Source organism: Maribellus comscasis, assembly GCF_009762775.1.
In the GTDB taxonomy this organism is placed as follows: Bacteria; Bacteroidota; Bacteroidia; order Bacteroidales; family Prolixibacteraceae; genus Draconibacterium; species Draconibacterium comscasis.
Genome location: NZ_CP046401.1, coordinates 7654530 through 7677374 on the forward strand (window position 1 = coordinate 7654530; position 22845 = coordinate 7677374).

The window sequence follows — 22845 nt, forward strand, 5'->3', positions numbered from 1 at the left end:
CATGGAATTAGCAGATATACAAAACACATGGAAAGAACATGACAAAATGTTAATGGAAAATATTCGAATTAATAAAGAGATATTTAAAAATATCCTGACAGAGAGAGCTGAAAAAAAAATCAGATGGATGAAAGCAAAAACTATTTTTAGCCTAATTCTACCACCAATATTTTTGATAATCTTTTTTATTTCAAAACTTGAGTATCGACCGGACACAAATTTTATTGTTGGCGCAATTTTATTTGGAACTGTATTTATTACAAGCTATATCTGGACAGTTCAATATTTCATTAAACTTTCAGAAATTGACTTTAAAAAAGCTATCACCACTACGACAAAGAATTTGACGGAACTCAAAAAATATAAATTTAGAAATACGAAACTGGGATACATGCTAATCCCATTTGCTATGATTGGAATTTTTATGGTATTTGAGATTCCATTTTTTTCAAGAAACTCAATTCTACCAATCTTTCTAATTTTTGCGACTATGATTGTTTCAATTTATGTTAACTTCAAGTTCTCGATAAATGAATCATTTAAAAGAATAAATCAAGAAATAATTGAAATTGAAAAACTGGAAAAAGAATAAATTACTACCGCTAACACAGTACATATTGCAGGGCGGGGTTGGTGGTGCGCCAACTGCGCCCCGAAGCTTCGGGGCTCGTTTCGCAGTTCCGTGTCCTTCGGACAGGAACGCTCTCCGAAATCCGCCCCGACAACATGTACCAACCGTTAACGCCAAGCATTAAAGAAACAAAATATTGCACTTCAAAATGAGCAACAAACAAAATAATTGTTGAATTAGTTGTGCATTTTGTATCTTTACGCAAAATAGCACATAGAAATTATGAGAACATTATATCAGAAATTTGAGACACTCTTACAAAATACAACAACCGATTTTAAACGTTATTTGTACGAGAATGTGTCATGGGAAAGTCGTATGGTTGGAATTATTGGTGCTCGTGGAGTTGGTAAAACAACAATGATTCTACAACATATCAAGGAAAAATTAGATAGTAAAATAGCTTTATATGTTTCAGCTGACGATATGTATTTTAGTGAAAACAGGCTTTTCGATTTAGCTGATAGTTTTTACAAAAATGCAGGAAAATATTTATTTATTGATGAAATACATAAATATACAGACTGGTCCCGCGAATTAAAAAACATTTACGATTCTTTTCCGACATTAAAAGTGGTCTTCACTGGTTCTTCGGTACTTGATATACTGAAAGGCTCGGCTGATTTAAGTCGAAGAGCAATAATTTATAAGTTACAGGGACTTTCATTTCGTGAATATTTGAAACTATTTCATAATTATCAAACACAAGTTTACTCTTTAAATCAAATAATAAATAACGAAGTAAAACTCCCAAATATTGAGCATCCACTACCATTGTTTAATGACTATCTAAAACGTGGATATTATCCTTTCGGAGTTGAAGATGAAATAGATTTACGTTTAGGGCAAATCATCGTACAAACATTGGAATCAGATATTCCACAATACGCAAATTTAAATGTAGGAACAAGTCGAAAACTTAAAAGATTGCTTTCCATTATTGCTGAAAGCGTACCTTTTAAACCCAATTTTTCCAAGATATCAGAAATGATTAGTGTAAGTCGGAATTCATTAGATGATTATTTTTCGTACATGGAAAAAGCCGGACTTATTGGGCAGCTACGCAATGAAACAAGTGGCATTCGCGGATTGGGAAAAGTTGATAAGGTTTACTTAGATAATACAAATATCATTTTCAACTTGGTTGGAGATAAATCAAATGTAGGAAACATAAGAGAGACTTTTTTCTTCAATCAAATGCGAGTAAAAAATGAAGTAATTTCTTCAAATAAAGCAGATTTTGTGATTGACAATTACACGTTTGAAGTTGGAGGTAAAAACAAGCAACAAAACCAAATAGAAAAAGACGGGAGCTCATTTGTGGTAAAAGATGATATTGAATATGGTTACCTCAATGTTATTCCACTTTGGGCTTTTGGATTGAATTATTAAAAAGATTAAAATGGAAAAAAGTCGAGTAGGTAAAGGGGAATCTCACCCCTAAACCTCTCGCAGAACCGTACGTGAACCTCTCGATTCATACGGCTCTTCGAAGTAGGACTCTACGGGTGAAAACCATACGTCCAATGCACAAACAGGTTCGGATAGCATTTATAAATGTTCACTAACCAATTCCATGCAAGTTTCCGTGGTTTTCGCCTGTACCGACGATACTTGTTTATTACCCATTTGATGGCTTTCTTACTCATACTCGGTGTGAAAACCAGCTGAAGATGACCCTATTTCCCTCGTGTACGCCTCGTTTTAAAGGTAAATCCTAAAAAATCAAAAGTGCGGTACTTCACTTCAAAGGGTGGGTGCTTCTTCTGGTTGCGCTTGCAGTAAACTATCTTCGTTTTCTCTTTGTGGGCTTCAAGCTTGCATTGCTTTAATCTTCGTTTCAGGTTCTCCAATAAACGGAGCACCTCCTTGAAGTTTTGGCAATGAATAACCACATCATCGGCATAGCCTTCGAACGGGTTTTCCGGATAGTATTTATCCATCCACCTATCGAACACAATATCCATATAGATATTTGCCAATAACGGGCTGATTACCCCGCCCTGTGGCGTGCCTTTATGCGTATTCTTTTGAATACTGCCATCGGGCAATTGCACATCAGCTTTCAAAAAACGCTCTACATACAACAGGATATGTTTCTTCTGCGTATGATGCTTAACTGCTTTCATAAGTAGCTCATGGTCGATATTATCGAAGAATCCTTTGATGTCAAGGTCAATCACCCAGTCGTACTTCATGCAATTTTCCTTGCATTGCTGTACTGCCTGGCGTGCACTGCGTTTCGGGCGATAGCCAAAACTACTCCCATGAAACGTTGGCTCAACAATCGGCTCCAATTCGTCGCGTATCACCATTTGCGCTACACGGTCGCATACCGTGGGTATCCCCAGCAAACGTTCTGTGCCGTCCAGCTTAGGGATGGGTACTTGTTTTACGGGTTGCGGATAGTAGCTGCCCGAAGAAAGACGGTTCCAAACCGGGTACAAATACTTCCGGGCCTTGGATTCAACCATTTCAATGGTAAAACCATCAACTCCGGCACTCCCCCCGTTGGTTTTAACTTTCTTAAACGCAGACCAAACCGCTTCCTTTTCTATCGGTTGAGTCCTTGATTGTAGTAAACTAATCATCCTCAAATTAATTTAAGTTGTAAGTTTTATTCAACCTAACTCCGTTGCCCCCTTCGCTAAAATCAGGTTTCCCTGACCGTTCTTTGGATGCGTATCCACTACTACCGGGCAATCCGCCACTATTTCAAAGTATCGGTACTCGCTAACTTATCAAAATAGACTTTTGTTAGTCTCCCTTGACATCTTTAAAATAGCTTCTCCTGTTCCGTAGATTAGCCCGGATTGCAGTCATGCCCTCTTTATCCCGTGTGCCACCTGACCAAAACTTAGGTTACCATCAGGTTCTGTCTCCCGGGGCGGCTGTCCCCTCGATTTTGACACAGCATACGTTATTATAGAGACCTCAATAAGGGTTCATTTGCATTCATCTCTGCAAACCCATACCTGACCCTGAATATTCGGAGCCGTTTCCCAATCGCTCAGTACCGTTCCGTGAAAGAAAAGCACCATTGGGTGGTTTGACCAATTCGCCTAATCGGCTTAGCCGAAGCCCATAGTATGTAAAACATAATATTTATTCATCTAACCTACAGTTTTGTAACTCAATTATTTATAAATTGCATCCATGAGTTACGCAGGACACACAACCGAACGCCTAACAAATTGTATATGGCAGGCGGGGGTTTCAGCGGTCTGACAAGTCAGACCTCGTACCCACTTTCCTGCGGGTCTGACAGGATTTCTCTTCGAAATCCGCAACAACAACTTACAAGTGACCGTTATGGCTCATTTAAATCCAAGATACAGCTCAAAACAATATTCAATTTGAGCTTGATTTAGTATATTTATGAGCTAAAACAAAAAAATAATGATTGATTCAAGAGAAAAACAAATAATCGAATTCATCCAAAAAGTTAGAGAATGCTCATCAAAAGAAATTTTTGATGAAATAAATTTATCTGTAAGCTATGCTACTCTAAAAAGAGTATTGACAAAATTAATTTCTTCAAACTATATTTCAACAAAAGGACAAGGAAAAGGAACTAAATATTTTATTTCTCCGGCTTATCAAGTAATTCACCCCATTGATATTGATAAGTATTATGAAAAAGAGATTGATGAAAGACAAATTAAAGAGGGATTCAATTTCCAAATAATTAATGATGTACTTTCAAAACACAGTATGTTTACCGATAATGAATTACAAAAACTAAATAAGCTTCAAGAAATTTTTAAAAGCAATATTTCACAACTAACAGAAAAAGAATATAAAAAGGAATTTGAAAGGTTAGCCATAGATTTGAGCTGGAAATCATCACAAATTGAAGGAAACACCTATTCTCTCTTAGAAACGGAGAAACTTTTAAAAGAAAAAGAAACTGCTGCAGGAAAAACAAAAGAAGAAGCAGTAATGCTTTTGAATCATAAAGATGCGCTTGATTTTATTATAGAAACTCCTGATTACCTTTATCCTTTAAGTGTTTCAATAATTGAAGATATCCATAGCCTCTTAGTTAAAGAACTTGATGTTGAAAGAAATTTGAGACATAGGCGTGTTGGTATTTCCGGAACCAATTACAGACCTCTCGACAATCAATTTCAGATTTCCGAGGCATTACAAGATTCATGTGACTTAATTAATGAGAAGGCAAACGTATTTGAAAAAGCATTATTGGCGTTAGTCCTCATATCATACATTCAGCCATTTATGGATGGAAATAAGAGGACAGCAAGAATTGTTAGTAATGCAATACTGATGAACGAAAAGTATTGCCCGCTTTCATTTCGAACAGTTGATTCGATTGATTATAAAAAAGCGATGCTACTATTTTATGAGCAAAATAACATCTCAAATTTCAAAGAGATTTTTATTAATCAATTTGAATTTGCTGTGAATACATATTTTTAAAAAGAAAAAACGAGCCATAACACAGTGCATATTGTATAGCGGGGCTGGTGGTTCGCCATCTGCAGATTCTCGCATTGCAGTTCCGTGTCCTTCGGACAGGAACGCTCTTCGAAATCCGCCCCGACAACATGTACCAACCGTTACCGCCAATATTGGAAGTAACTCTTTTCTAAGATACACATTGGATGGCAATTATTGTGGAGAAATCAAATTAAACTATCAACCAAGCAATTTTAGTCATACAAATAATAATAAACTAGCATCGTATTCTTATCATAATGGGACCGTTATGATTTACAATGAAAATTTTCATAAATGCGATACAATCATAGTTGAAAGAGATATTACCGACGGTAGATTTAAGTATCTTATTAATGATATCAATTTTATGAAATACTTCCAAAAAACAGCATCAGATTTGCTTTTTAATGATTATTTGAATGAATACCGTTTGGAGTATATCGGATGGGGTAAAACGTCCCGCCTATATTTTGGATACTGATGTTTTGTTACCTAGAAAAAAACATATTGAATTTTGTGAAGGTGATGTACAACGTTGGAGCGACAATGCTAAAACTTTTCAAATGTTCCAAATTATTCCTTTTTTATCATTTGAGTTAATTTTTAGTAAGAATTGGATGGGGACAGAATATTCTTCAATTTATCTTTTAAACAGGGAAAGGGATAATGTTCAAAGATTCAATACAACTTATATTTATGATGATTTAGTTAGTAACCAAAAATTGTCAGATATTATTTTCTCTAACTCAACAAAATACCTTGCAGTTGAAATCCAACCTTATAAACTTTTAAACCAGATTCATCAGGGACATCAAGAATCTTCAAAGACATGGCTTCGCCAAATAGAAGAAGTAAACGAGAATGATAATGTTATTCTTGCACTAATTAAAATTAAATAGGTTTTTAGAAGTAATTGAAGTACAAACCTAAATATTTATGAACTGAAGTTGTTTAAAGTTAAATCACGTTGATATATATTCAAAAATAGATTAACTAGTCATGAAATTCATTATTACATTTATTTATAAATCTGTATTTGATCGAGAAATACTAAACGAGTGTTTAATTAACCATCTCCCAATTAAAATTTTAACATATCAAAATAATATAAAATCAATAGTTTCCGACTAAATTAAAAGAAGGTATTCCCTTTCGGTTTCCCTTCAAAGTCGTAAATTAATTTTTGTGAAAACTTTTTACAACATGGCTAAAATTAACGAAATTTATCGGACAGCCTATTTTCAAACAGGTTGTCAATTTGATAGAGAAAGTCAACATATCATCCATAGTAAGGTCGTACGACAGCGACAGGTATTACAAAGCATTTAAGAGCAGGACGCACTTAATTACCATGTTGTTTGGGATTTTAAGCCGATGCGATTCGATGACCGAAACATGTGAAGGGTGAAGGGCTAAGTGCTTTAGGCGGGAAACTAAACCATCTTGATTTGGAAAAAGCACCAGCCAAAAGTACAGCCAGCGATGGCTTAAGAAACCGGGACAACCGTTTTTTCGAGGACTTGTATTTTGCATTGGTTGATAAGTATCAATCATTTTTGTCGGACAGCCGGACTTATGGGCTAACATTTAAAGAGTTACTTTTAATTGACTCAACAACAATCCGCTTATTTAGCGACATCTTAAAAGGTGTTGGCCGTAATCCAAAGGGTGACGGGAAAAAGAAGGGCGGATTAAAAGTCCATATGCCTATTGACGCCGTACAGTCGGTTGGCCGGTTTGTAAAAATCACAGCCGCAAAAGTCCATGACAAAAACTTCCTGAAAAGCCTTGAACTAATATCGCATAGTATGATAGTGTTCGACAAAGCTTACAATTATTATTCTTTCACGTAAAAAGCAATAATCAAAAAAAGGCGGTCATGATTTACCCTTCAGTCTGGCTTTAATCAAGAATAGAATTCCTTCATTGCCCATCATCTCGCGATGACGTTTGGTGGAATTGCAATGCCGGAGAAAAGTATTTGGCAGGTGTTCGCCGGCAACAGCTTGCCAATAATTCAGGAGGAGGTATAGTAGTGGAGTGTCTTCTACAGAATAGCTTGGCAAATTTTCACTTAATTTCCGGTATCCCAAAATTGAAATAAACGTCATGTGGCAGGCAAGTGTTTCCGGGTTAAAGAATCTGCCCGGTTCCGGTGCCGTCTGTAGACTTTAAAATCCATAGCACACTAACACTTTCCGGGACATCCAAAAACTCCTAAAAATTTGTTATTCAATAAAAAGTACGTAAATTGAGGGAATACTATCAGTAAAATACTTGCTATGAAAAAGAATGATTTAACACGACGTACCTTTATAAAAACCACCGGAGCAGTGTCTGCCGGTGTTATTTTATCGCCAATATCAGCTTGTTCAAGCTCGCCTTTCGATTCCAAGGGGTTACCAACAACTCTTCTGGGGAAAACAGGAGTTCGGATTCCAATTATGATTTTAGGCCTGGGGAGCCGTTTTATGGCCGTCAGGGAAGCCAAAGGTTTGGAAATACTGGAAACTGCTTTGAACAAAGGACTGTATTACTGGGACACTGCTGCTATCTACAAAAACGACGAACAATACAGCGAAGAGAGAATCGGGAAAATTTTAGCACCCATTCGTGATAAAATTTTTCTGTCAACCAAAGTAAGTGAACGAAATGCCGACGACGCCAAACGAACCGTAGAAACCAGTTTAAAAAGATTAAACACCGACTACATCGATTTATACCAAATTCACAGCGTTTTGAACGAAGAGGAAGTGCGCAGGTTTGGCGATAAAGATGGTGTTCTGCCGGTTCTAAAGAAATTTCAGGAAGAAGGAGTAATTCGTCATATTGGATTTACGGGACACACCTCGGCCAGTGCGATGAAACTGGCAGCCGAATTGTATGATTTCGACACGATGCTGATTGCCATGAACCACCAGCAAAACGGAAGCCAGCCTTTTGAAGAGCAACCGGTTCCGTACGCTGCAGGTAAAGAGATGGGCGTTCTGGCAATGAAAGTTATTCGCCCTCGCGAAACAGTAAACGGGCTTTCACCTGACGATCTGGTAAAATATGCACTGAGTTTAAAAGGTGTTACTGCCGCAGTTGTCGGTACCGACAGCGTTGACGTGCTCAACAAAAACATTGATACTATCAAAAATTTTGAGCCATTGAGCGACGAACGAATGAAAGAATTGCACGTGGCACTCGACCCGTTTTATAAAAGCAATAAATTACCATGGATGCAAGCCGGGTATTTTGACGGTATGCACATTGCATAATCAAAACGGTCCAGATTTTTCGCTCTTCCAGGCTACGGGAAACAGATACATCTTTGTAAAGATGTTATCTTTGCCTTCTTATGGCGATAAAGGAACTTCTTACAAAAAAAATTCCGCTAACTCCGTTAAAAAAACAGCTGAAAGCCGGAGTTATCACAGGGCTTTTTGTTTTTCTGATTTTATGGATTTTTCAGCCTTTCGGAACCTATGAATACATCATTGCATTTAAAGCATTATTTCTTTTTGGGTATGGCCTAATTAGTGCGTTTTCATACATTTTGTTTTTTTCGGCTGGCTTCTTTTTTTTCAAAAAATGGTTTTCAGAAGACAAATGGAATATTTCCAAAGAAATTATAACATTTATTGCTGTTTTTTGCTTTTTAGGATTCCTCTCACTCCTTTATCATCACCAGTTTACAGGAAACCGCAAAATTAGCTTTTCAGAATACATTTACTTTATGAAATTTGTTTTTCTGGTCGGCATTTTTCCTTTTGCTGTTTTGTACTACCAAAAATGGCTGACGCTAAAACTTGCATTATCAAAAGACGACCGGACTCCGACAAAGGAGAATATAGAATACATTACGTTTTACAGCAACAACAAAAAGGAAAGTCCGGTTACCTTGCCCGAACAAGCTGTCCTTTTTTTAAAAGCGGAAGGAAATTATGTTGAAATTGTATGCACTTCAAACAGGCATCAACAAAAATATCTTATTCGAAATACCTTGAATCAAATAAGCGAAGATCTGCCTGATAATTTTTCAAAAGTTCATCGTTCTTACGTTGTCAACAAACAGCGGGCAAAAAATCTCCTTGTTGAAGGCTCAAGCTACAGACTTCAATTCGATTTGGATGACATCAAAATTCCGGTATCACGCGCGGCAGTGAAAGAAATAAAAACATGGCTGCAATTATGAAAAAGAAATAGTTTTCCTCAAAAAATACACTTGCATCTTATCCCTGAAAATTGTTCATCGCCCCTAAAACATGCAAATCAGCACAATTTTCTGCAAGCGGTCACTTTAATTTTTTTGCCCGGAAAAACCGGGGTTCATTTGTATAGAATCCTTTATTAAATACAGCGATTTTAACAGGAAATAAAAAATTAAATACCAATACGATGAAAAAAAACAATCTTTTCTCTACATTTCTCCTCATCGCGGGATTTTTGCTCTCCTATTTTATCGATAAAATATTCTACTCCATCAACCCAAACTGGGCAACATGGTTTCCTGAAAACTATTTTATCAGGTATTTGTGTATACTCTTTTTGCGACTGGTTCCCATTGCAGGTGTTTCATTCATTTTGTTACAAAAGAATGTCTTAAAAGGACTCGGATTAACCGCTAATTTTTCAAAAGCCTTCTTTTTTGCCTTTCTGTTTACACTTCCGCTTTTTGTTGGATTTGCATTTTTTGCCAAATTCGATCCGGAAGTCAAACTTTCAAAAATTTTCACCCACTGCATTTCTCCGGGGTTTTATGAAGAATTGCTTATCAGAAGCTTTTTAATTGGCTTATTGTTCCGCTACTTCAAATGGGGATTTATTCCGGCATCTTTACTGGGCGCCCTGTTTTTCGGGTCGTGGCATTTGTATCAGGGGCACGATTTAATGAGTTCATTTTTTGCTTTTCTGGTTACAGCAATGGGATCGGTTTGGTTTGCCTGGCTTTATTTCGAATGGCGTTTTAATGCGTGGATTAACATCAGCTTACATGCTTTAATGAATTTCTCGTGGATGCTTTTTAGTATTGATGGCGGCGCAGCAGGAAATGCATTATCCAATATCTTTAGGGGAATCACCATCGCACTTTCAATTGTTGTTACAGTCAGAATGATTTCGCTGAAAAGAGGATTTATAATCAATAGAAAAACGTTATGGATTAACCAAGCGCAAACATAGCTGCAAAAAAGCTACACCAGCTCAAAAAACTTTTTCTGAATAAACCGGGTAGTCTCGCCCGGTTTTTTATTGCCAATAACAACATCGTTTACCTGTATTACAGGGGTAATTTCACTTCCTGTTCCGGCAATAATTATTTCATCCAGTTCAAAAAGCTCACTTTCCATAATCGCCGTTTCTTGCACCGGGATATTGTTTTTAGTGCATATCTCCAAAACTACCTTTCGCGTTATTCCGGGCAGAACCAGGTTTGAAAGGGGATGTGTAATCACTTTTCCATTTTTTACCCCCAGAACACTGGAATGAGTAGCTTCTGTTACTTTTCCGTCGCGGATTAATATGCTCTCTCCTGCCCCTTTGTTTACAGCCTGGTTAAAAAGCATGCTATTGGGAAGAAGTGAAACCGATTTTATATCGCAACGCAACCAACGAATATCTTCCTGGGTGATTACTTTGATTCCATTTTCAAGGTTTTGGGTAAATGATGGCAATTCAAAAGCAAAAGCATACGCTGTTGGAATAATATCGGCTGGAAAAAAATGAACACGTTTGTTGACACCGCGCGTAACTTGTAAATAAATGCCTGCATGTTTGTCTTCCAGATTATTTGATATCAATAGCTCTTGAAAGATTTTTTCCAACTCCTCCAGTTTTGTGTAGTCGATTAAAATCTCAGAAAGACTTCTTTCCAGACGTTTTAGATGATCAGCATAACGAAACGGTTTTCCGTTGTAGTATTTTATTACCTCGTAAACACCGTCGGCAAATATAAAACCTCTGTCGTTTGGAGAAATTTTAGCTTTATCTTTTGAAATAAACTCACCGTTTAAAAAAACTGTTTCACTCATTTTTGCATGTTTTTTAAAAGCTGAATCTCATCAGCCCAAATCTGGTCGTTCGGAGTCTCCAAAATTAATGGAATTCCGTTAAAACGGTCATCGTTCATGATATATTCAAAAACTTTTGATCCAATGGTTCCTTTGCCTAAACTTTCGTGGCGATCAACTTTAGAGCCTCTTTCTTTTTTAGAATCATTCAGGTGCATTCCTTTTAAATATTCAAAACCAACTATTTCTGAAAATTCATCAAATACTTTTTCGCATCCATCTGCGGTATCAATTTCATAACCCGCCGAAAATGCGTGGCAGGTATCAATACAAACACCTACCCGGCTTTTATCATCTACCAAATCGATTATTTTTTTCAAATGATAAAATGAATAGCCAACATTACTTCCCTGCCCTGCGGTGTTTTCAATAACCGCCGTCACGCCTTTTGTTTTTTCAAGCGTTATATTTATTGATTCAGCAATAATTTTCAGGCACTGTTCTTCTGATATTTTTCTCAAATGACTCCCTGGGTGAAAATTCAAACGGTCGAGTCCCAATTGTTCACAGCGTTGCATTTCATCAAAAAAAGCATCGCGTGATTTTTGTAAAGCTGCTTTTTCCGGATGCCCCAAATTGATTAAATAACTGTCATGGGGTAAAATCAGGTGAGGTTCAAAATTATATTTTTTGCATTTCTTCCTGAAAGCCAGAATACTTTCTTCTGTTAAAGGTTTTGCCCGCCACTGTCGTTGATTCTTTGTAAACAAGGCGAAAGCAGTTGCACCTATTTCAAAAGCATTTTCAGGAGCGTTCTCTACGCCGCCGGAAGCACTTACATGGGCCCCAACTTTTTTTTTCCATAAACCGTTAAAGATTAATAACGTAAAATGATTCGGAATAAAATTTGCAGTAATTTTATTTACTGTTAGTTTAAACTAAAAATAGAATTTATTCACCATAAAAAATAAATACCATGAAAAAATTATTCGTCATACTTGTGTTATTGATACCATTTGCATTGGTGAATGCTCAGGAAAATAAAAGCAGGAAGGAAAGAAAAGCAGAAAAAGAATTGCAAAAAAAAGAAAAAATTAAAAACTTAATCGACAGTCAGTCTTTTGTTTTTAGCGCATCACACGCCTTACCAATGGGGGGAAGTTCAATAGCTCTTAATCACTATTTTAATGCAAAAATTGAAGGAGACTCGGTTTATTCCTATCTTCCCTACTACGGAGTTGCGTATTCAGCACAATACGGACAAAACAAATCGCCTTTTAATTTTGACAAGCCTATGGAAGATTATTCCGTTGAAAAAGAGAAGGACGGTTACCTGATTAAATTTGACACAAAAAATGGAAACGACTATATAAACTATACAATTCGCGTTTCAGAAAGCGGATATGCATCGCTAAATATAACAAGTACAAACCGGCAATCCATTTCTTTTACAGGAATAATTGAACCTGTGGAGAATGATATTTGAAGCGGGGAGGGATTTATATGTGGGCAGGAAGTTGTTTGACCAGAATAATTTCCTGCGGATTTACTTTCGCCTGCATCACAATCACTTCAACACCCGAATCTACCGCCTCTTTTAACGCTTTTGCGTAATTGGGATCGATATCAGCAGCCGGAGCAAAAATTTCCACATCCATTCGCTGAACAATGTAAAGCATCACTGCCCGCATTCCTCCCTTTTTTACCTCAATCAGGGTTCTCAGGTGTTTTTGACCCCGCGTTGTAACTGCGTCAGGGAATAAAGCATATTTTCCCTCTTTTAATGTCACATTTTTAACTTCGACAAAACATTTTCCCTGCTCGTTTTCAGCATAAATATCAAAACGTGAGTCGCCAAATTTTACTTCGCGTTTCACAAAAGTGTATCCTTTCAGGCCTGGAATTTTATCTTCAGAAATTGCTTCAAATGCCAGCTTATTCGGATGTCCTGTATTTATACCCACCCAATCGCCGTTTATTTTTATCATCTCCCAGGTGAATCGGGTCTTTCTTTTTGGATCTTTTACCGGAGTCAGAAATACTTCAGCACCAGTTTCCAGACAACTTTTCATGGTTCCGGAGTTCGTGCAATGTGCCACCACTTCGGTTCCGTCATCCAATATTACGTCGGTGAGGAATCGTTTGTATCTTTTTATCAGCGTTCCGTGAACCAGCCTTTCATCAAACTTCATAATAAATCAGAGTTGTGTTCGTGCAAACGGCACCACATTCTGTCCTACAAATTCTTTATTTAAAAATTTAAAATAACCCGTAATTGCTATCATTGCAGCATTGTCCATGGTGTATTCAAACTTCGGAATTTGTAAATTCCAATGGTATTTTTTTGCACTCTTCTGAAGTGCATTTCGCAAGCCCGAATTTGCAGAAACGCCGCCGGCCACTGTAATTTCCTTTATTCCGGTTTGTTTGGCAGCCTTTTTTAGTTTTGCCAGCAAAATATCGATGATTGTTTTTTGCAGCGACGCACACAAATCTTCCTGATTCTTTTCAATAAAATCAGGCTCTTCTTTAAGATTATCACGCAAAAAATAGAGAAAATTGGTTTTTAAGCCGCTAAAACTGTAATCAAGATTTGGAATGCGGGGTTTTGAAAATTCAAAACGATCGGGATTACCCAATTTCGCCAGGCGGTCAACATGCGGCCCCCCGGGGTAAGGCAATCCCATTACTTTTGCACATTTATCAAAAGCTTCACCGGCAGCATCATCGATGGTCTGTCCGATTACTTCCATATCCAGATAATCGCGCACCAAAATAATTTGTGAATTTCCACCGGAAACCAGCAAACACAAAAACGGAAATTGCGGCGGATTGTATTCTTTGTCTTTTTCGTTAATAAACAAGGCCAAAACATGCCCCTGCAAATGATTTACTTCAATAAGCGGAATTCCCGAAGCCAGCGAAAAACCTTTGGCAAACGAGGTTCCTACCAATAAAGATCCCAGCAAACCAGGACCACGTGTAAATGCAACTGCCGAAATATCTTTTTTTAAAATACCGGCTCTCTTTATGGCTAAATCAACCACCGGAATAATATTCTGCTGATGCGCCCTCGATGCCAGCTCGGGAACCACTCCCCCATATTCTTCATGAACCTTTTGACCGGCTACAACATTGGACAAAATAGTTCGGTTTTTAATTATCGCTGCTGAAGTATCATCACATGACGATTCGATTCCTAAAATAATTATCTCCTTATTTTTTTCCGTTTTTATACTACTCATTTCTTTTCTGACGTTCTTTTGATAACGGCGTTCAACTTCAGTTAAAAATACCTGTATATGTTAATTTTTTTTATTAAACTATAACAGTTGAAAAATCGCGTAAAACAATACACAATTATTAACTGAAAAAGTTTAAGTTCGCTCAAAAAAGTACAAAATTATCAAAAAAGGCTGGAAAATAGTATTGATAGTGTTGGCTGTAATTTTTTTATTGCTTGCCGGTGGCTATTTTTCTATTCAGAATAGTCGCGTTCAAACCTATTTAACCCAATTTTTCGCGAATCAACTTTCAAAACAGGTTCATTCAAAAATAAGCGTTGGGAAAGTAAAAGTTGCTTTTTTCAACAAAGTAATTTTAAACGATGTGTTGGTTGAAGACTTAAAAAGCGACACCCTTTTTTTTACTCAAAAACTTTCGGCAAAAATCGACACCTTAAAAATCAAAAAAAAACACATTACTTTTAATGAACTTTCTTTAATAAACAATAAAATAAATATTGAAAGAGACTCACTCACTCACTTCAATTTCAGCCACATAATTTCTGCATTCCGAACGCAAAAGGATACCTTAAATTTTTGGGAAATTAATTGCAATAATTTTTCATTTCATCAGTCGGAGATAACTTTTAACGATTTGTATGCCGAGGAAAAAGAAAAGTTATTTTTAAATAATATCAATTTCGACATTTCTGATTTTGAGTTACAAACCGATTCCATTTCACTCAGAATAAATGAATTAAATTTAAACGACGGAAAAAATTTATTTATAAACAGTCTGTCGGCCAACTTTGCTTTTTTCGGGGATAGTATTCGCGCAGATAGTTTATATATAAAGTCAAACAAATCGGAAATTCAAAATACTTCAGTAAGTATAAATTTCGATAAAAGTCGGGAGCGTTCGTTTTCATCGGCCAAACTTGATGTTCGTTTTTCCAATTCAAATATTAGTTTTTTAGAAATTGCTGAACTTGTTCCCTCATTGAGAGGAATGGATATGAACGTTAATTTATCGGGGCAAATATATGGAACTCTAAACGATTTAAAAGGAAAGAACCTTGTGGTAAAGACCGGTGAAAATACCTCGGCCTTTTTTGATTTTTATGTGAACGATGTTACTGATGTAGAGAACATGTATCTATTTGTCGATTTAAAACTTTCAAAAACCAATTTTGCTGATTTAAGCAAAATAAAATTACCATCGGCCTCAAAAATCAGGACGCTGAGTTTCCCGGAGTCTTTTTATGAAGCTGGCACCATTACTTACCGAGGAAATTTCTCTGGTTTTTTAAACGATTTTGTAACGTTCGGAACCTTCTCCAGCACGATGGGAACCCTGACTACAGATGTCTCTGTAATGCCGCAATCGGAGGGCACAATTAAATACCGGGGAAAAATTGATTCAAGAAATTTTGAATTAGGTGAATTACTCAAAATTAAAAATGTTGGAAAAGTAACTTTTGACGGAAACGTAGACGGAACATTTAACAAAACCCAAAAAACTTTAAACGGAAAGTTTAATGGGTTTATTTCCGAACTGGAAGCCTACGATTACACTTACCAGAATATTGCTCTTGACGGAACACTGGATAAACACATGTTTGACGGACTGCTTGTGGTTAATGATCCCAACCTGGTATTCGATTTCACGGGCCAGGTTAATTTAAATCCGGAAATTCCGGAATTTGACTTTAACCTGCACCTGGACAAAGCTCTTCCCGGAAAGTTAAATTTAAGCTCTAATTTTCCCGCATCAGAAATTGCTTTTAACATGGCGGCAAATTTCAAGGGCGACAAACTGGACAACCTTGAAGGTTTTATAATGGTTGAAGACGGATTTTATAAAAATCGGAACGGGCAGTTTACCTTAAACGGAATGGAATTAAATTCAGTGCATACTGACACAACAAATCTTCTGACTTTTAACTCTGATTTTTTCAATATTAAAGTATCGGGGCAGTACCACTTCCAAAGCATTTTGGATGCTTTCCGAAAAAATGCAAACCGCTATCTCCCGGCTACCAATTATGAAAAACTGGCACATGCCAGTGAGAATATTTTCGAATACCAGATTGAAGCAAACGATTTAGATACATTAACCGCCATTTTTACTCCGAAATATAAAGTTGAAACCCCGTTTCTGCTTTATGGAAAACTCGATTCGGAAAATACTGCTTTTGAACTGGAAGGCAGTATTCCCGGTATTGCAACTAAAAATCTTCTGGTTAAAAATATTTTTATCGGAAATAAACCAACAGGTGATGAGTACGCTTCAAAATTCAGGTTTGGCGAAGTAGTACTCAGAAACGGCATGGCGATTTATAATCTGACTTTTGATTCAAAAATTTCAGATGATGTGATTGATCATCAAATTACCTGGGCAAATTCAGGGGACGTGACTTACAGCGGAACCATTAAAACAAAAACAACTTTTTTGGAAAACGACTCAACAGACCATCCTCTGGTTGCCATTGAAGGGGCTCCATCAAAAATATTTATAGGCGATTCAGTGTGGCAGATATCACCGTTCTCAGCAATGGTTGATTCAACAACAATCGAAATCAACAATTTTCGATTTTTCAAACAAGACCAACAGATCACAATCGACGGCAAAATCTCAGAAGATAAATCCAATATTCTTTCAGCAAAATTTGAAAATATTAATCTTGGCTCTTTTGATGAATACTTAAACAGAGAGTTTGATATTTCAGGAATTTTAGATGGTTCGGCCGGGATTTTTGATTTTTATAATCAGAGAATGATTTTGTCGGATGTAGGTATTACCGGTTTCAGGTTTAAAGAACAGAAAATTGGTAATATTGTTTTTACAAACTACTGGAATAGCGCGGAATCTGTTTTAAATTCAGAACTTGAAGTCGAAAACAATGGAAAGCAAAGATTATATGCACGGGGTAATTATACTCCGGCTGAGAAAAAGCTGAATTATGATATCACCACGGACAGTTTATCGGTTGTTTTACTGGAGACATTAATCAGAAAAAATCTTTCCGACATCCATGGTTATGCAACCGGCCACTTAAAGTTACACGGAGGGCCGGAAAAATTACTCATTGATGGTGCTTTACTGGGCTCAAATGCGGGTTTGACAATCGATTACACGCAAGTAAAATACACTTTTAACGATTCAGTTTATTTTCATCAGGACACGATTCTTTTTGACAATATTACGATACGGGATGAAGCCAACAACACCGGAATTTTTGACGGAACTTTAGTTCACACAAATTTTCAGGATATGATTTACAACCTGTCTTTGAGCTCACAAAAAATTCTGGCGCTAAATACTTTGTCAAACAATAATGAACAATTTTACGGAAAAGTTTTTGCCAACGGAAGAGTTCAGATAACAGGTTTTAGAAAAGACGTAACCTTAAGTGGATCAGGCACAACGCTACCGGGAAGCAGTGTAAATATTATGCTGGAAAATGAAAGTGAAATTGAACAATATGACTTTATTCAGTTTGTTGCTGATGATAAACCGGAAGAACCTAAATTCTATTTCACAAACAACAAAGAAGATGAAGGTGATTTTCAAATGAATTTAACAATCAGAGCGACAGCAGATGCGCGCGCTCAATTGATTTATAATTCACAAATCGGTGATGTTATAAAAGCACAGGGAGAAGGTATTCTTCTGTTTGGAATGAACCGCGAGGGAGACATCACCCTTTCCGGAGATTATACGGTAGCAAAAGGTGATTATTTATTTACCCTTCAAAATGTGATCAACAAACGTTTCTCTATCGAACAAGGTGGCATACTGACCTGGTCGGGAGATCCGTACAATGCTGATATTGACTTAAATGCGGTATATAAACTAAAGGCCTCATTGTATGATTTACTCGCGAATAGTTACAACAATATTTATCAAAGTCAGCGGGTCCCCGTTGAATGTAAAATTAAACTTACAGAGGAATTGTCGAATCCGAATATCGAATTCGAAATTGATTTCCCGAGTACAGAGGAAATGATTGTTGCACAATTGCAGCAATTTTTTAGTACCGACGAAGAAATGAATAAACAAATATTGTCGCTGTTGGTTTTGGGTAAATTCTACACACCCGAATATTTGAGAGGAACTTTTGCAGCCCAGAATCCTAATTTAATTGGAACAACTGCCAGCGAATTATTTTCAAACCAGCTGAGTAACTGGCTTTCGCAAATCAGTAATAATTGGGACATTGGGTTGAATTATCGTCCGGGAGATCAGATTACCAACGATGAAATCGAACTTGGATTGAGTACACAAATGTTTAATGACAGAGTAACAATCAACGGGAATATAGGAAACAACACCAATCCGAATTCTACTAACAACAGCCAGTTGGTTGGAGACTTCGATATTAATGTAAAACTTATCCCAAGCGGTAAAATACAGCTAAAGGCATACAACCGGTCAAACAATAATATATATTATGAAACTGCTCCCTATACACAAGGAGTAGGCTTTTCCGTCCAGGAGGATTATAATACATTTGAAGATTTACTGCAAAAATTACGTTCTTTATTCCGCAAAAAGAAAAGCAACGAATAGCATAATACTAAGTCAAAATAATTGAATCCCTAAAATAGCTTTTGTAAACTTTTCCCGACACAAAATATACCTGACAAAAATAGATGCATGATGTTTACAAATTATTAAATTCGTCAAATCATGATTTAACAACATGAAAAATCGTTCAAATTCTTACTATAATTGAGATTTATCAACGGAGATAAAAGCTAATATCAAAAACTAATATCAAAAACTAATACTATGTTTATCTTAATGGTTGTTATATTTGTTCTGGGCTATACAGCAATTGCCCTGGAGCATCCCCTTAAAGTCGACAAAGCAGCATCAGCTTTAATCATCGGTTCACTATGTTGGGTTTTATATATTTTAGGAGCAGAGGACATTCTGCATCTGGGATTTAGTCCTGCATGGGAAACATTTCTTGCCGCTCATCCTGATGCTCATGGGTTGCACGCCATGCACGAATTTATCGTTGAATATGAAATCATTCATCATCTTGGCGAAATTGGAGAGATTTTGTTTTTCCTTATGGGAGCAATGACTATTGTTGAAGTTGTTGATCAACACGAAGGGTTCAAAATCATCACGGACAAAATCAAAACTACAAACAAAGTAAAACTCCTTTGGATATTAAGCATCCTTACATTTTTTATGTCGGCACTGCTGGATAACCTGACAACAACAATTGTTCTGGTGGCTCTGCTGCGAAAACTGATAGACGACAAACAAACCCGTTGGTTTTTTGCAAGTATGGTGGTATTGGCGGCAAATGCCGGTGGAGCGTGGTCGCCAATCGGAGATGTTACTACCATCATGCTTTGGATCGGAGGACAGGTTACTACACTTAAAATTATTGAGGGAGTAATTCTCCCCAGTTTGGTGTGTATGGTTGTTCCTTTGCTTATTTTATCTTTTACCATGAAAGGAAATGTAACACGTCCGGATTTGATTGATGACGACATAGAATATACCACACCCAAAGAAAGAACCTTATTTTTAATTTTAGGAGTGGGCGGTTTACTGTTTGTTCCTGTATTTAAAACCGTAACGCATTTACCTCCTTATATGGGAATGTTACTCTCTTTAGGTATCCTCTGGGTTGTTGGGGAAATAATCCACAGGGATAAACCGGCAGAAATTAAAGATAAGTTGAAAGTAACAGCAGTTCTTCGAAAAATTGATGTTCCGACAGTACTTTTCTTTTTAGGTATTTTATCCGCTGTCGCATCTCTTCAATCTGCAGGTCATTTAAATATTCTGGCTCAATTTCTTGACGAAAAATTAGGAAATATTTTCTTAATTGATTTGGCTATTGGTGTATTGTCTTCCATTGTAGACAATGTGCCTCTTGTTGCCGGGGCCATGGGAATGTATCCGGTACATGAAGTTGGAGTAACGGGTTATCAGGCATTTTTTGTTCAGGATGGAGCATTTTGGGAATTCCTGGCCTATACAGCGGGTACCGGAGGCAGCATTTTAATTATTGGTTCAGCTGCTGGTGTAGCAGCAATGGGACTCGAAAAAATTGATTTTATCTGGTACCTGAAAAAAATATCCTGGCTGGCAATTATAGGATATCTTGCAGGTGCTGCCGTTTACTATATCGAATTTGGTTTATAACCTATTAAAATCAAATTGTTCATAACTTAAACGACGACGGCATAAATCCACCCGCTGGATTTTAAAATATTGCTTAATTTCGCGAGGTATAATAATATTTAATGTTATACCTCGTTTTGTTTTTAGTTTTAAAAGAATAACTGTAAATACCCATGTTTCAACTTTTAATGATTCAAGCTGACATGGCTACTGAGATGGATTCAATAGCCGCAGGACAAGAAGGAATAACCACCAAATTTATCGACCTCGCTTTTAAAGGCGGGTGGATTATGATACCTATTATATTGCTTTCTTTTATAGCAGTATATATCTTTTTCGACCGATATTTTGCAATAAAAAGAGCCGGTAAGTTTGATTCAGGCTTGCTCGAAAAAATCAAGGTATATATCACAAATGGGAAAATTGATGCTGCGGTGGCTCTTTGCAGAAGTAATTCAAATCCGGCATCCAGAATGATTGAAAAAGGTATCAGCAGGATAGGAAGGCCACTAAATGATGTAAATGCCGCCATTGAAAATATTGGTAATCTTGAAATTTCGAAGCTGGAAAAAGGGTTGCCGGTTCTGGCTTCAGTTGCAGGAGGAGCCCCGATGATAGGATTCCTGGGAACGGTAATGGGAATGATTCAGGCCTTTTATGATATGTCGAATGCCGGCAACAATATTGATGTTACCTTACTTTCAACCGGTATTTATCAGGCAATGGTAACTACGGTTGCAGGATTGATTGTTGGAATTATCGCATATTTTGCGTATAATATTTTGGTTTCGAATGTTGAAAAGGTAGTTTTTAAAATGGAAGCTACCACTTCTGAATTTATGGATTTGTTGAATGAACCTGCCTAAAATTTTTTATAATGGCACTAAAAAAAAGAAATAAAGTAAATGCGGCATTTAGCATGTCATCGATGACAGATATTGTATTTCTGTTGCTTATATTCTTTATGGTTACTTCTACATTAATAGCTCCCAACGCTTTAAAACTGTTATTGCCGCAAAGCAACAACCAAACGGCGGCAAAACCAATTACTGCAATTTCTATTACTAAAGATATAAAATACTACATCAACGACGATGGAAAACAAACAAGGGTAACATTTAATGAAATTGAACCGTTTTTGGTAAATAAGTTTGGCACGGGAAATGATGATATCTACATATCTCTTCATACCGACAAATCAGTTCCGGTTGAAGAAGTAGTAAAAATTATGAATATAGCGAGGAGGAACAGTTACAAAATGATATTGGCAACTGCTCCGGAGGGGTAAAATGAGTTTTTACAAAGAACATAAAAGAGGAATAATAGGTACAGTAATTTATCATGTTATAATTCTACTGTTGTTGATTCTTCTGGGTTTTTTCACACCACTGCCACTACCCGGAGAAGAAGGTATCCTTGTAAACTTTGGGAACAGTGAAAACGGATTGGGAAATCGCGAACCCAGTCCGCAAAGAAGAAACCCGGAACCCGTACAATCACAACCTGTCCAACAGGAAGAAAGACAACAACAGACTCCCCCACCCGTTACAACACCACCTCCTTCAACTCCCGAACCGGAACCTGCCGAGGAAGTTGCCATGACTCAGGATTACGAAAAGACAGCTGCGATTGAAGCTGCTGAAAAGAAGAAAAGAGAAGAAGAGGCTGAAAAACGTAAAAAACAGCTGGAGGAAAAACGTAAACGTCAGGAACAGATAGAAAGAGAACGCCAACGTCAGGCGGAACTGGAAAGGATAAAACAGGAAGAAATAGAACGTCAGCGTCAGGCTGAGCTAGAGAGAAAAAGACTGGAAGAAGCCGAGCGGAAAAGAAAAGAAGAAGAGCAACGAAAAATAAGTGAAATAAACTCACGGGCGCAAGGTGCTTTTGGTGAAAGCGGTTCCGGCTCAGGTGGCCAGGGAAACAGTGACGGGAAAAGTCAGGGAGCGACATTCCCGGGCGGAAACCAGGGAGTTCCAACAGGCGATCCCAATGCCGGAACATATGGACCGGGAGGCAGTGGATCAGGAAACCAAGGTTCCGGGCCGTCATTCAGTTTGGATGGTCGATCGGCAAGTTCTCTACCTCGTCCGCGGTATCCGGGAAATGACGAAGGAACTGTGGTCGTGAAAATAACAGTTGATAAATTTGGGAAAGTTACCGCAGCAGAACCAGGAGTCAGAGGTACCACTATAATGAATCAACAATTTTGGAACGAAGCAAAACAAGCTGCTCTAAAAGCAAAATTCAATGCTGATGACAGCGCCCCCGCTTTTCAGCAAGGGACAATTACATACCGTTTTGTTTTGGATTAATAATCGAATACTTCTGTCCTTCTTTTTCTTCTGTTGAAGGATGATAAAAATCAAAGATTATGTCTGT

21 protein-coding genes are annotated in these 22845 nt (G+C 37.2%); 15 read left to right on the forward strand and 6 right to left on the reverse strand.

From position 1 onward, the window contains the following. Position 1 precedes the first annotated feature (1 nt). Together GM418_RS30820 and GM418_RS30825 are read left to right on the forward strand one after the other, a co-directional pair. The gene (locus tag GM418_RS30820) at positions 2-592 is read left to right on the forward strand and encodes a hypothetical protein (protein ID WP_158872154.1); all 591 of its coding nucleotides are present in this window, start codon (positions 2-4) and stop codon (positions 590-592) included. Positions 593-853: 261 nt separating this feature from the next. Continuing rightward, on the forward strand, positions 854-2023 hold the full coding sequence (locus GM418_RS30825; RefSeq protein WP_158872156.1) for an ATP-binding protein: 1170 nt from the start codon (positions 854-856) through the stop codon (positions 2021-2023). A 287-nt stretch (positions 2024-2310) separates the two neighbouring features. Here the strand turns inward: GM418_RS30825 and ltrA are convergent, their stop codons facing one another. Beyond that, complete coding sequence (gene ltrA, locus GM418_RS30830) at positions 2311-3222, reverse strand: group II intron reverse transcriptase/maturase (RefSeq protein WP_217447655.1); 912 nt, start codon at positions 3220-3222, stop codon at positions 2311-2313. Between the two features lie 808 nt (positions 3223-4030). Between ltrA and GM418_RS30835 the strand changes: the two genes are divergently transcribed. From GM418_RS30835 to GM418_RS30850, 4 genes are all read left to right on the forward strand, one after another. Continuing rightward, complete coding sequence (locus tag GM418_RS30835) at positions 4031-5071, forward strand: Fic family protein (protein ID WP_158872158.1); 1041 nt, start codon at positions 4031-4033, stop codon at positions 5069-5071. A gap of 440 nt (positions 5072-5511) precedes the next feature. After that, a complete protein-coding gene (locus tag GM418_RS30840) occupies positions 5512-5991 on the forward strand; it encodes a hypothetical protein (protein ID WP_158872160.1) in 480 nt (159 codons plus the stop codon). A 338-nt stretch (positions 5992-6329) separates the two neighbouring features. After that, the gene (locus GM418_RS32215; RefSeq protein WP_425482390.1) at positions 6330-6500 is read left to right on the forward strand and encodes a DUF4372 domain-containing protein; all 171 of its coding nucleotides are present in this window, start codon (positions 6330-6332) and stop codon (positions 6498-6500) included. A gap of 40 nt (positions 6501-6540) precedes the next feature. Beyond that, complete coding sequence (locus GM418_RS30850) at positions 6541-6945, forward strand: transposase (protein ID WP_158872164.1); 405 nt, start codon at positions 6541-6543, stop codon at positions 6943-6945. 24 nt (positions 6946-6969) lie between these two features. Here GM418_RS30850 and GM418_RS30855 read toward each other — a convergent pair whose 3' ends face one another. Beyond that, a complete protein-coding gene (locus GM418_RS30855; RefSeq protein WP_158872166.1) occupies positions 6970-7203 on the reverse strand; it encodes a hypothetical protein in 234 nt (77 codons plus the stop codon). 171 nt (positions 7204-7374) lie between these two features. On the opposite strand from GM418_RS30855, the gene GM418_RS30860 reads away from it, so the two are divergent. The 3 genes from GM418_RS30860 to GM418_RS30870 all read left to right on the forward strand — a co-directional run bounded on the left by GM418_RS30860 (position 7375) and on the right by GM418_RS30870 (position 10258). Beyond that, positions 7375-8355, forward strand: coding sequence for an aldo/keto reductase (locus GM418_RS30860; RefSeq protein ID WP_158872168.1), 981 nt, complete (start codon positions 7375-7377; stop codon positions 8353-8355). Positions 8356-8435: 80 nt separating this feature from the next. Beyond that, the gene (locus tag GM418_RS30865; RefSeq protein WP_158872170.1) at positions 8436-9272 is read left to right on the forward strand and encodes a LytTR family DNA-binding domain-containing protein; all 837 of its coding nucleotides are present in this window, start codon (positions 8436-8438) and stop codon (positions 9270-9272) included. Between the two features lie 203 nt (positions 9273-9475). Then, complete coding sequence (locus tag GM418_RS30870; protein WP_158872172.1) at positions 9476-10258, forward strand: CPBP family intramembrane glutamic endopeptidase; 783 nt, start codon at positions 9476-9478, stop codon at positions 10256-10258. Between the two features lie 11 nt (positions 10259-10269). On the opposite strand, the gene dat is transcribed toward GM418_RS30870, so the two are convergent. Next, the gene (gene dat, locus GM418_RS30875; protein WP_158872174.1) at positions 10270-11106 is read right to left on the reverse strand and encodes a D-amino-acid transaminase; all 837 of its coding nucleotides are present in this window, start codon (positions 11104-11106) and stop codon (positions 10270-10272) included. Beyond that, a complete protein-coding gene (gene nfo, locus GM418_RS30880; protein ID WP_343033411.1) occupies positions 11103-12002 on the reverse strand; it encodes a deoxyribonuclease IV in 900 nt (299 codons plus the stop codon). The genes dat and nfo overlap by 4 nt, the downstream gene beginning before the upstream one ends. 59 nt (positions 12003-12061) lie before the next feature. Between nfo and GM418_RS30885 the strand changes: the two genes are divergently transcribed. Then, complete coding sequence (locus GM418_RS30885) at positions 12062-12571, forward strand: DUF4251 domain-containing protein (protein ID WP_158872176.1); 510 nt, start codon at positions 12062-12064, stop codon at positions 12569-12571. Positions 12572-12584: 13 nt separating this feature from the next. Here the strand turns inward: GM418_RS30885 and sfsA are convergent, their stop codons facing one another. Together sfsA and tsaD are read right to left on the reverse strand one after the other, a co-directional pair. Next, positions 12585-13277, reverse strand: coding sequence for a DNA/RNA nuclease SfsA (gene sfsA / locus GM418_RS30890; protein ID WP_158872178.1), 693 nt, complete (start codon positions 13275-13277; stop codon positions 12585-12587). Between the two features lie 6 nt (positions 13278-13283). Next, on the reverse strand, positions 13284-14330 hold the full coding sequence (gene tsaD / locus GM418_RS30895; RefSeq protein WP_158872180.1) for a tRNA (adenosine(37)-N6)-threonylcarbamoyltransferase complex transferase subunit TsaD: 1047 nt from the start codon (positions 14328-14330) through the stop codon (positions 13284-13286). A gap of 160 nt (positions 14331-14490) precedes the next feature. Here tsaD and GM418_RS30900 point away from each other — a divergent pair, with 160 nt between their 5' ends. From GM418_RS30900 to GM418_RS30920, 5 genes are all read left to right on the forward strand, one after another. Next, the gene (locus GM418_RS30900; protein WP_484502632.1) at positions 14491-18882 is read left to right on the forward strand and encodes a translocation/assembly module TamB domain-containing protein; all 4392 of its coding nucleotides are present in this window, start codon (positions 14491-14493) and stop codon (positions 18880-18882) included. A 222-nt stretch (positions 18883-19104) separates the two neighbouring features. Continuing rightward, positions 19105-20484, forward strand: coding sequence for a sodium:proton antiporter NhaD (gene nhaD, locus GM418_RS30905; protein ID WP_158872184.1), 1380 nt, complete (start codon positions 19105-19107; stop codon positions 20482-20484). A gap of 152 nt (positions 20485-20636) precedes the next feature. Then, positions 20637-21329, forward strand: coding sequence for a MotA/TolQ/ExbB proton channel family protein (locus GM418_RS30910; protein ID WP_158872186.1), 693 nt, complete (start codon positions 20637-20639; stop codon positions 21327-21329). Positions 21330-21340: 11 nt separating this feature from the next. Beyond that, on the forward strand, positions 21341-21751 hold the full coding sequence (locus tag GM418_RS30915) for an ExbD/TolR family protein (protein ID WP_158872188.1): 411 nt from the start codon (positions 21341-21343) through the stop codon (positions 21749-21751). A 1-nt stretch (position 21752) separates the two neighbouring features. Continuing rightward, positions 21753-22778, forward strand: a complete 1026-nt coding sequence (locus tag GM418_RS30920) for an energy transducer TonB (protein WP_158872190.1) — start codon at positions 21753-21755, stop codon at positions 22776-22778. Positions 22779-22845: the final 67 nt, after the last annotated feature.